The organism is Halorhodospira sp. M38 (assembly GCF_022227985.1).
GTDB classification, from domain to species: Bacteria; Pseudomonadota; Gammaproteobacteria; order Nitrococcales; family Halorhodospiraceae; genus Halorhodospira; species Halorhodospira halophila_A.
The window spans coordinates 1-11,079 of the sequence record NZ_JAJNQP010000032.1 but is presented as its reverse complement, the minus strand read 5'-3'; the positions used below and the strand labels follow the sequence as shown (position 1 = coordinate 11,079).

8 protein-coding genes are annotated in these 11,079 nt (G+C 63.0%); 3 read left to right on the top strand and 5 right to left on the bottom strand.

The features are described 5' to 3' along the window. Nucleotides 1–522 precede the first annotated feature (522 nt). Entirely contained in the window at nt 523–1,578 is a 1,056-nt protein-coding gene (locus LRA98_RS11945) for a fatty acid desaturase (protein ID WP_238634128.1), read from the bottom strand. Between the two features lie 545 nt (nt 1,579–2,123). Here LRA98_RS11945 and LRA98_RS11940 point away from each other — a divergent pair. Next, entirely contained in the window at nt 2,124–2,816 is a 693-nt protein-coding gene (locus tag LRA98_RS11940) for a hypothetical protein (protein WP_167782298.1), read from the top strand. 542 nt (nt 2,817–3,358) lie between these two features. Further along, nucleotides 3,359–4,093, top strand: coding sequence for a lysophospholipid acyltransferase family protein (locus tag LRA98_RS11935; RefSeq protein WP_238634129.1), 735 nt, complete (start codon nt 3,359–3,361; stop codon nt 4,091–4,093). Between the two features lie 136 nt (nt 4,094–4,229). Here the strand turns inward: LRA98_RS11935 and LRA98_RS11930 are convergent, their stop codons facing one another. Continuing rightward, a complete protein-coding gene (locus LRA98_RS11930) occupies nt 4,230–4,898 on the bottom strand; it encodes a glycosyltransferase (RefSeq protein WP_238634130.1) in 669 nt (222 codons plus the stop codon). A 113-nt stretch (nt 4,899–5,011) separates the two neighbouring features. Between LRA98_RS11930 and LRA98_RS11925 the strand changes: the two genes are divergently transcribed. Beyond that, on the top strand, nt 5,012–5,968 hold the full coding sequence (locus tag LRA98_RS11925; RefSeq protein ID WP_238634131.1) for a transposase: 957 nt from the start codon (nt 5,012–5,014) through the stop codon (nt 5,966–5,968). Here the strand turns inward: LRA98_RS11925 and rhuM are convergent. From rhuM to hsdR, 3 genes are read right to left on the bottom strand one after another with little or no spacing between them, the layout of a single operon-like run. Continuing rightward, the gene (gene rhuM, locus LRA98_RS11920) at nt 5,930–6,940 is read right to left on the bottom strand and encodes a RhuM family protein (protein ID WP_238634132.1); all 1,011 of its coding nucleotides are present in this window, start codon (nt 6,938–6,940) and stop codon (nt 5,930–5,932) included. The two genes, LRA98_RS11925 and rhuM, sit on opposite strands and share 39 nt — an antisense overlap. Nucleotides 6,941–6,944: 4 nt before the next feature. After that, nucleotides 6,945–8,417 carry a type I restriction-modification system subunit M gene (locus LRA98_RS11915; protein WP_238634133.1) on the bottom strand — a complete coding sequence of 491 codons (1,473 nt, stop codon included), beginning with the start codon at nt 8,415–8,417 and terminating at the stop codon, nt 6,945–6,947. Nucleotides 8,418–8,462: 45 nt separating this feature from the next. After that, on the bottom strand, nt 8,463–10,922 hold the full coding sequence (gene hsdR, locus LRA98_RS11910) for an EcoAI/FtnUII family type I restriction enzme subunit R (protein WP_238634134.1): 2,460 nt from the start codon (nt 10,920–10,922) through the stop codon (nt 8,463–8,465). Nucleotides 10,923–11,079 lie beyond the last annotated feature (157 nt).

The following is an 11,079-nucleotide window of genomic DNA, read 5'->3' as shown; positions in this document are numbered from 1 at the left end:
TTACAACTTCGCCAGTCTCAGCTCGATAAAGGATTCCATGCCCTGCACATAACAAAGCACGAAGTGCGCGCCCTCAAGATCCCCAGGGCTACCCATTGCGTTTCCGCATTTCTCGGGGCACAAGGCGGCTGACGAACAGACGCCTTTTGGCGACCGCGTCCTGTCGAAGGGGGAGCACCTTTCTTGCGCCGGCGTATCGGTATCCAGCCAGGCCGTACATGGTGATATCAGGGCCTTCAAGCGCTACAGCATAGACAGCAATGGCTGCGCATCCGTCTTGCGACTCTACGCCGAGGGCGACGTGCTTGGTATCGCAGGGGTGGTCCAGCATCCGGCCTTAGATGTCCTTCGCCGCCCTGGGCCCGGCAAATGTCTGGAAGATGAGCGAGAAAGCGGCGGCCGGCAAGGAGTCGGGAACGCTGCCGGTTAATGACGTTGTCCTGATGTCGGTATATACCGTCCACCTTGGCCATAGGTCTGTGCTTATGCATCCAGGTCATCGAACAAGGTGTCTGGAGATCTTCAGCACCGCCCAGGGGGTGTGCGCCCACCGGCGGGGGTACGCTCTGCCTCTTTGAAAGAGACCAGGCGCCGCTGGTCCTCATCCCACAGAGCAAGCGATACACCCGCCAGACTCTGGCGGAGGGTGATGCGCCCCACATTCCGAAGCTCTGGGTGATCGTCCAGCACTTCGCGAAGCCGGTATGACGGAATGCGACTGGACAGGTGATGGACATGGTGCACGCCGATGTTGGCGCTGAACCATCGCAGCAAGCCCGGCAACGCGTAGTACGAACTCCCATGAAAGGCCGCCTCATGGAATTCCCACTCGTCCTGGCGCTCCCAGTAGGTCTCTTCGAATTGGTGCTGGACATAGAACAGCCAGACCCCCATTGCCGAGGCAAGCAGCGTAATGGGAAGCTGCACCAGCAGAAAATCTCCAACACCAACGAGCGCGATCACGCCGGCCGCCACCAGAACGATGCCTGCATTCGTGCCCATGGTGCTCACCCACGGCATCCACCCGGAGCGCATAAAACCCACCGGTAGCCGCTGATCGAGCAAGAACACGTACGCCGGGCCGATCCCGAACAGGACAAGTGGATGGCGGTACAAGCGATAGCGCAGTCTTTGACGCCTTGGGAGCGCTTGGTACTCGCGCACGGTCAACGTATCGATACCGCCGACATTGGGTCGATCCAGGTTGCCGGAACTGGCGTGATGGATCGCATGGCTATGGCGCCAGAAATCATACGGCGTAAGCGTAAACACCCCGATGACCCGGCCGACCCAGTCGTTGGCACGTCGAGAACGGAAAAACGACCCGTGGCCGCAATCATGCTGGATCATGAACAGACGCACCAGGAAGCCTGCCGCCGGCAAGGCAAGCACCAGCCCAACCCAGTAGCCTGCGCTCACGGCGAACCATGTCAGCCCCCACAGGAGCGCGAACGGGATTGCCGTAATGAGGATTTCCACAACGCTTCGCACGATGCGGGGTTCACGATAGCCACTCAGCAGGCGGCGCCACGCCCGGGGGTCGTCCGTGGTGTCGATATTCGACGCTTGTACACTCATCCAGCGACTCTCTAATTACTAATACGGACCATGCAAGTCGCAGTGCGATTCCGGTCTTACCGACGGGATCCGGCGGCAACCTGCTTAGGCGTTAGATTAATTCCGTCAATGGATGTTGTCTGTGCGCTACAGAACGCACCGTGTAGGGCTTCGGAAAAGGGCCGGAAAAGTGATGTCGGCTCGACCTATCGGCGATCAGAAGCGTTCTGACCCTCGGTGTGAAATCGCGTTCGTGTGTCCACGGACAGCGGTGTTGCCGGTCGCAGTCGCGGACTGTTTGATTGACCGGGATAATCCTACGACTCCCCTCCGGCGGTGCAACGTCTACGTCGCGGCTGCGGTGGCGGCTGGCCGGGTGTTGTCTAAACTCCAGCGGAGAAGGTTGGGTGTCGCGAATTCTGGTCGGGAAGCGCTTCAGGGGAAGGCCTCGACAAACCTCGGCCAGTGCCGCCGTCTCTCGCGTTGACGTCGCTTCACTGCTACGAGTGCTGCGCCGCACCTCGCCCACGGGCTCCAGGAGAGATGCAATGTACAGGAGAGATGCAATGTACCTGTCTTGCGCACGAGCGATACTGATCGGCGTCGGTCTCTGCACCGCCGGGGCCACCCTCGCGGAGACGTCGGCGCCGCCGGCATCGACGGTTCAAGAGGTTGAGGCTGGGGAGCTTTTCCCTCTGGTCCCAGGTGAAAGCACGTTTGAGGTGGTGGACGGAGACGGAGAGGGACGGCAGGTCGTGCTGGAACTGAGTTCCGCTGAAGGTGAAGGCCGCTGGGAGGTTCGATTCGGCGACTACAACATCCTCCATCTTCAAGAGCTTCGGGATGGCAGCCTGCTGCTCACCGGTCTGGACGTGCTGACGCAAGGCCAGACCGTGCTGTACGAGCCGCCCGTACTGCTGCTACCCAACAGGATCGTGCCCGACCAGACATGGAGTGCCTCCGGCAGGGCTACGGTCGTTAACAGAGAGACGCAAGAAGCTGTACACAAGGGTCAGTACCAGCACCGAGTCATGCCCATCACTCGAGAGCGGTACGCGACCCCGGCGGGTGATTACGAAGGCTTCCTGGTGCCAATCGAGCAGACCATCGATCTTGAGGCGCCGGCTGTGATCCGGCTGTGGCTCGATCTTGGTTTCTTCCCCGGCAAAGGTCTGGTGAAACGCTCGATGAAGTTCGTCGTCGACAAACCCATGTGGTTCGGCTCGACCACACGGCGCACAGCAGAGCTTGTCCGTTAGGGCCAAGCTTTGGCAGATCAGACGGGGATGACCAGCCCTTGACGACCGGCTGCAGGGGGGAGCCTGGTCGCTTCGTATCGTCCGTACAACGATGACGAATGGCGGGAACAACGCCTCGGTGACTTCTAGAAAAGCTTGGGAATCGGGTGGACGTTCACGTCCACCGGGTGCGGAATCGGCACAAACCCGAGGTTTATTAACGACGCAAGCAGACGTTCCCAACCGTTGATCGAAGGTCGGCAACGGGTCGTTCGCGATCCCCAGTTCCAACTCTACCATCGCAATTGGGTCTCGGGCCCCGTCGGCAGACCGATACACCCTATCGTCGCCGGCGCTCACTGGGCGACTACTGGGGTGCCATGGTGGGGTTCGGTGAGGGGCCAAGGGGACGGTCGCAGCGGTCTGGGTTGCTGAGCCATGACAGCGCAACCCCGGGCGCACAAGGGCAGGCGTGAGCGCTCGGCAACGGCAGGGCGCAGGCGGTTTTCCATCTCGAGTCTGCCACACTGGGGGCAGGGCTTTGACAAGGGGCAACGGTCTAGATGGTCTCAGCTTTACGATCTGCGCTGTTTTTCGCGGGGTTCTTCGCAATCACACCGCCCTTCGCTCTGCTGATCTTCGCCTTCTGGCGTTTACCCTATGGCGTGCGCGAGGATACGGCGCGGCTGTGGTGCCGGGCAAACCTGCTGTGGTTGCGGGTCTGCTGTGGTGTGCGCTATCGCGTCATCGGACTGGAGCATCTGCCGCCGGGGCCGGCCGTGGTGATGTCGAATCACCAATCGGCTTGGGAGACCATTGCCTATCGGACGATTTTCCCGACACGGCTGGCATGGGTCGTCAAGCGTGAGCTGTTCCGGCTGCCATTCTATGGCATGGCGCTAAAGGCACTGGAGGAGATCGGCGTCGGCGAACAGTCCCCCAGGGAAGCGATGCGCGAGGTTGAGGAGCACGGGTCCACGCACATCCGAGCCGGGCGTTGGGTGGTGATCTTCCCGGAGGGGATGCGGGTGCGTCACGGTGAGCTGGGTCGGTTCCTGCAAGGCGGGGCGCGGCTCGCCTGCGCCAACGGCGTGCCGGTGGTGCCGGTAGCCGTCGATTCGGGCTACTGCTGGCCGACCCAGGACTGGCGAAAGCGGCCGGGTCTGATTACGGTTCGGATCGGTCCCCCCATTGCGACGACACAACGCAGCCCGGCCGAGGTCAATCGTCTGGTGTGGGACTGGATCGCGGGGGAGCTGGTCGATGTCGGCATTGCGCGACCGCGCCGGGGGACATGACTGACCTTCGGAATGAATAACACTCCCAGCTCGTCCGCGTTGGTTCGGGCAGAACCAGAGGGCCTCCTGAAGAAAGCGGCCATAGGATCAGCACTCACGGAATGACCGCTCAGGGTCGATTTCACCCATTCGGCTCTCACTGCGGCCTCCGATACCAGAACCAGCTCAACCGCCGGAATCGGCCTGCCCAGGGGAAGAGCAGGAACGTCAGCAAGACCAGGGCGTGCTGCCACGGCGCATACCAGTGCACTTTTCGTGCAGAGCTGACCACCGGTGGGACCGTTAGGATGCGAAACTCCAGGCCCTGGCGGCGCCCCGCCCGTCGCAGCGTCCGGGAGTACCAGATCTCGTCGCCGGCATAGAGGCGTTCGTCGAATCCGCCGATGGCGTGGTGTAGATCCGCACGGGCAAGGACGAAGCATCCTGCGGCCAATCGAAACCGTCGGGAGAGCGCGTTCCACACGCGCATTGCCACCGCGTAGAAACGGGACAACGGGGCACCCAGTGTGACGGGCGCACCGGCGCCGGCGAGACTGCCGGACCATGCTGCCTGGACGGCCATCAGGTGCTCGCTGGTGACCTGCGTGTCCGCATCGAGAAACAACAGCCAGCGTCCGGATGCGACTTCCACGCCCGCATTTCGCACCCGCGCGATCTTCCGCTCAGGCTCGGTCACCACTTTCGCGCCCCCGGCTTCGGCGACTGCGGCCGTGTCATCAGTGGACGCGTTGTCGACCACGATGATTTCCGCGCGCACGTCAGCCTGTGACAAGGCGTTGTCGAGTGCCTCCAGCGTCCCCGGCAAAAACTGGCCCCTTCGCGGATCGTGTGGGTGTCAGCGGCTTGTAGCGGGGTAGCCGTCCGCGGGCGTGACCCGATATGTTGTGCCTCGCCGTCTTGACCAAGTAAGGAGCTGCCATGGCCACCGAGCATGCCCTGTTCACCGCCGCGCTGGGGCTGAGCGCGCCCTGGGAGGTCAGCGACATCCGCTTCGATGCCGAGGCCAAGCGGATCGACTTCGATGTCACCTTCGCCAGCGGCAGCCGCTTCGCCTGCCCGGCCTGCGGCGCCGAGGGGCAGCCCGTGCATGACACCCGTCAGCGCACCTGGCAGCACCTGCATTTCTTCGAGCACCAGGCCTACATCCACGCCGCCGTGCCGCGGGTGTGCTGTCAGGATTGCGGGAAGACCGCGCAGGTTGAGGTGCCCTGGGCGCGGCCGGGTAGCGGGTTCTCGCAGCTGTTCGAGGCGATGGTCATCACGCTTTGCCGCGAGATGCCGGTGCGCAAGGTGGCCGAGTTGCTCTGCGTCGGCGATGACGCGCTGTGGCGGATCCTCGATCACTACGTGGAAACTGCCCGTGCTCAGGAGGACTTCGGCAGCGTACGCGCTGTCGGCATCGACGAGACGGCCTCGCGGCGCGGGCAGAACTACATCACCGTCTTCCAGGACCTTGATGCCCGCCGCCTGTCCACGTGGTGCAGCTGGCCAACCAGGCCGTCGACGAGGTCCGCCCGCGCCTGGCGGCTCAAGGAGGCCCTGCGCGATATCCTGACCAGCGGCGCGAATCGCGGCGAGGCCGAGGGCAAGCTCAAGGCCTGGTACAGCTGGGCCCGGCGCTGTCGGTTGGAGCCGTTCAAGCGCTTCGCCCTGACCGTCAAAGCCCACTGGCAGGGCATCCTCAATCGCTTCGACTCGCGCCTGTCGAACGGCGCTGTCGAGGGGATGAACGCCCAGATCCAAGCGGCTAAGGCGCGTGCCCGCGGCTTCCGTCATCTGCGGAATCTGATCACGATCAGCTACCTGGTCTGCGGCAAGCTCACCCATCTGCCGGCCTCACCCTATCGCACAACATCTAGTGCTGCCGCCGCCTGACCTGATGAAGCCGTCACCCACACAGATTTGGATAGCGCCTTTCTGGTCCGCAGCGGACTCGGCGACCAGCAGGGTCAGGGCGGCAAGACCGGCGTCGTTCACCACAGGCTGGCCGGCATCATTCAGCAGCCGACCATTGCGGTGGAGGAAGTCCACGAAGAGGAAGGCGCCGCTGCGCTTGTTGCCGTCGGCAAAGGGATGGTCCTTGACCACGAAGTAGAGCAGGTGCGCGGCCTTCGCCTCGATACTCGGGTAGGCGGGCTCGCCGAAGACGGTCTGGTCCAGATTACCGAGGATGGAGGCGAGCCCATCGTCGCGGGGCCGGGCGAAGAGTTCCGTCGCCTCGGCCCGTTCCATCAGTTCCGCCTTGAGCCCTTCCAGGGCGGCCATGGCTTCGGTAGCGGTGGGTAGATCGCCGCCGGCCTGCCCGGGTGGCGCCTGAAGTAGGCCTTCATCATAGCGCTGGAGCCAGAGGAAGGTGCGGGTGTAGTGGCTGAGGATCTCCACCAGCCCCTGGCCGGACTGAGCATCCAGGGCAGGCGCAGTGGCGGCCTTGCGGACGAGCTGCAACGCCGCTTCCAGCTCCCGGGCATTCTCCTCGAAGCGCTGGCGGTTGATGGTGTAACCGCAGGTCAGGTGCTCCTTGAGGACACGGTTGGCCCACTGACGGAAGCGGACGCCCTGCTGGGATTTGACCCGGTAGCCGACGGAGATGATGACGTCCAGGGAGAACTCCGTGACTGGCTTGTCCGAGGAAGCAATATGCATTTTTTGCATATTGGTCGCTTCCTCGAGTTCCCCTTCCCTGAAGACACTGCTGATGTGGCGCGAGATGACGGACTGATCCCGCTGGAACAGCTCGCTCATCTGGGCCTGGGTCAGCCACACCGTCTCTGCCTCGACCCGCACCTCGAAGGCGCCGGAGTCGGTCTCATAGATGGCGATCTCGCCCTCTTCCTCGCCCGATTGCATGGTTTCAGCCCTCGTGGCTGGTCAGGGCCTCGCCCAGGATGGTCTTGAGCTGGTCGCGTAGCTCCTGGATCTCGGCCTGCTGCTGCTCGTACTTGGCCAGCAGCTCCTCGGGGTCGTGGTCTTCTTCTTCCTCGGCGTAGGGGTTCTTGCGATCCAGGTTGTAGTTGTCGGCCTGGATCTCCTCCACCGGCACCCGCCAGGCGTATTGGGTCTCTTCCCGGGCGGCGAAGCCGTCTTCCTCGGTCCCCCACCAAGCGATCTCCCGCTCGAACTCCTCATAACGGATTGGCTTGGTCTTGCTGTAGCTCTTGTAGCCCTCGGGATAGGGGTGCTCGTAGTACCACACCGCCTCGGTGGGCCGGCCCTTGGTGAAGAAGAGCAGGTTGGTCTTGATTGGCGCATAGGGATTAAAGACGCCGTTGGGCAGGCGGACGATGGTGTGTAGGTCACACTCGGTGAGCAGCTTCTCCTTGAGCCGGGTCTTCATGCCCTCGCCGAAGAGGAAGCCATCCGGCAACACCACGGCTGCCCGTCCGCCCTCCTTGAGCAGGTGGATGAAGAGGGTCATGAAGAGGTCGGCTGTTTCCCGCGTGCGGAAGGCCTGGGGGAAGTTGTTCTCGATGCCGTCTTCCTCCATCCCGCCGAAGGGAGGATTGGCAACGATCACGTTCACTCGATCCCGCGGGCCCCAGTCGATGAGGGGGCGGGCCAGGGCGTTGTCGTGGCGAACCTGGCCGGGCACCTCGACGCCGTGGAGGATGAAGTTGGTCGTGGCCAGCAGGTGCGGCAGGGGCTTCTTCTCGATGCCGCTGATGGAGTGCTGGAGCGTCCGCTCGTCCTCGGGCGTCTCCACGTAGTGGCGGCGTACGTACTCAATGGCACTGACCAGAAAGCCGCCGGTGCCACAGGCCGGATCCATCACATGCTCCCCGAGTTGGGGATCCACGCGATCGACCATGAACTCGGTGACGGCCCTGGGGGTGTAGAACTCCCCGGCATTCCCGGCGCTCTGAAGGTCCTTGAGGATCTGCTCATAGACCTGGCTCAGCTCGTGGCGCTCGCCCGACTTGTTGAAGTCGATCTCGGCCTCGATCTTGTTGATGACCTGGCGCAGGAGCTGGCCGGACTTCATGTAGTTGTAGGCGTCCTCGAAGACATTCCGGATAACCACCGGCCGGGTGTCATCTCCCCGTGGAGAGAGGGTCTGAAGACCGAGGAAGAGCTCATCATCGATGAAGCGCTTGAGTTCGTCGCCGGTCATGCCCTCGGGATCGGCGGCCCAGTTCCGCCAGCGCAGTTCCTCGGGGATGGGCGAGACGTAGTCGTCGTCCAGCAGCTCCCACTCGCGTTCGCGGTCGTCGTAGATCTTGAGGAAGAGCATCCAGACGAGCTGGCCGATGCGCTGGGCGTCACCGTCGACGCCGGTGTCCTTGCGCATGATGTCCTGGATGGACTTGATGGTGGTGCTGATCGCCATGGGTCGGTTGGTTCCTGGTGTTCGGTCGGTGGGCGCCAGGCCCGGTTAAGCCTGCTGATCGTAGAGGGCGCCTTCGAGTTCACGGACCGCCTGGTCGTAGCCGGCCTTGCCCCCGAAGGACTGGATGAGTTCGGTGGGCGTTCCCAGGCGGCTCAGGGGATCCATGGTGAGAACCTTGCGGTCCTCGATGGGTTCGATTCCGGTGTCGGCGTACTTCTCCAGCAGCCCCTCCAGCACCTGACGGGCCGATTCACTGTATTCCTGGAAGTAGTCCTGACGGCGGACGTTCTCGGCCCGCTGGCGACGGCTGAGCGGCGGCTGGTCGTAGACGATGTGGCAGATGACATCGAACGGATCCGGCTCTTCGCCGAGCTTGTCGCCCACTTCACGGATGAGATCCTCCCAGAAGACGCCCTGCTCGGCCAGTTCATCGATGATGGCCTGCTTGCGATCGGCGCTCTCCCACTGCTTGAGGAAGTCGTCCAGAGAGGCGTACTGCGCCTTCACCTGCTTGCGGGTGTAGTCGCGCAGGCTCTCGGTGATGAGCTGGCCGTTGCCGTCCAGATACTGGACGCGCTCGGCGATCACCGAGACCGGGACGTTGCCCACAACGTAGCGGCGTGGCTCGTCACCGCCCTCTTCACCCCCATTGCTGCCACCCCAGGGGCCGGTGGAGTCATCCGTACTCCAGTCGGGCTCACCCTCGATGCCGTACTCCCCCGGCTCCTCGGCCACGTCGCCGCCCTCGGCCGGCACCTCTTCCAGCTCTGCGCCCTCCTCCGCCTCGGAGGGCTGCTCGTCGGTGGGCACGATGGGCTCTTCGCCGCTCGGTTCGTAGATCTGGACCGGGTCGCCGTCGAAGTTCGGATCCGCGAAGAGCTCCGTGGCCTTCTTGAAGTCGAGGATGGTGAACCAGTGCTTGTTGAAGTCATCGTTGATGCGGGTGCCGCGGCCGATGATCTGCTTGAACTCCGTCATCGAGTTGATGCGGCGGTCGAGGACGATGACCTTGCAGGTCTGGGCATCCACGCCGGTAGTCATTAACTTGCTGGTGGTGGCGATGACCGGGTAGCGCGCTTCGGGGTTGATGAAGTTGTCCAGCTCGGCCTTGCCTTCCTGCTCGTCCCCGGTGATCCGCATGACGTACTTGCGGTTCTCGGCGACCCGTTTCGGGTTCAGGTTTACCAGCGCCTGGCGCATGCGCTCGGCGTGGTCGATGTCCTCGCAGAAGATAATGGTCTTCTGGTAGGGATCATTGCTCTCCAGGTACTCCGTCACTCGACGGGCGACGGCCTCGGTCCGCTGATCGAGAACCAGTTTCCGATCGTAGTCCTTCTGGTTGTAGATCCGGTCCTCGATGACATGGCCGTGCTTGTCAGTCTGACCCTTGCTCGGCCGCCACCCCTGGAGATCCTTGTCCAGATCCACACGGATCACCTTGTAGGGGGCCAGGAAGCCGTCCTGGATCCCCTGCCTGAGCGAGTAGGTGTAGATGGGATCACCAAAGTAATCGATGTTGGAGACCTCTTTGGTCTCCTTGGGAGTTGCTGTAAGCCCGATGTGGGTGGCGCTGCTGAAGTAGTCCAGGATGGCGCGCCAGGCGGAGTCCTCCGCCGCGCTGCCCCGGTGGCACTCGTCGATGACGATCAGATCGAAGAAGCCCGGCGAGAACTCCCGGTAGATGTTCTGCTCCTCCTCGGCCCCGGTCACCGCCTGGTAGAGCGAAAGGTAGATCTCGTAGGACTTGTCCACTGTCCGATTACCGATCTTGGTCATCGCCTGACCGAACGGCCGGAAGTCGTTGTTCTTGGACTGATCAACCAGTACGTTGCGATCGGCGAGGAAGAGGATGCGGCGCTTCTGCCCGGACTTCCACAGCCGCCAGATGGTCTGGAAGGCGGTATAGGTCTTGCCCGTGCCGGTGGCCATCACCAACAGGATCCGGTCCTGGCCCTTGGCCACGGCCTCCACGGTGCGATTGATGGCGACCCTTTGGAAATAGCGCGGCACGCGGCCGCTGCCGTCTTCGTAGTAGGGTTGTTCAACCACCGGACGAGCCGGACCATCCAGCCCCTTCCAGCGGCAGTACCGCTCCCAGAGCTCTTCCGGAGACGGGAACTCTTCGAGGGTCAGCTCGGTTTCCGTCCGGTCACCGAGCCCCGTGCGATCGTGGAAGAGGAAGCCGTCACCATTGCTGGAGAAGACGAAGGGGACATCCAGGGCGTCGCTGTAGGCCAGCGCCTGCTGCATGCCGTCGCCCACGCTGTGGCTGCCATCCTTGGCTTCAACAACGGCGATGGGCTGGTTGGGGCGGTAGCTCAGGAGATAGTCGGCGCGGCGCTGACGGCCTCGCGTGTGGAGACGCCCCTTCACAATGACACGCCCGGCTGTGAAAGAGACCTCTTCGCGGATCTGCGTCTGGATGTCCCACCCAGCTCGCTGCAGCGCCGGGGTAATGAACTTGGTACAAATGTCCCTCTCGCTCAGCCCGGCCGTGTCAGGCATGCTCGTCTCAATCCGTCGTCCGTGCACTCGCGCATCGGACCATTCTTCGGCCAACGTCGCAAGCGAGTTTAAGGCCACCCTGGGCTCTATAAGGCCCAGTTTGCAGTCTCCGAGAATCCCAGTACGGTACGTTTCAGTCCGTATCCCAGCGACACTA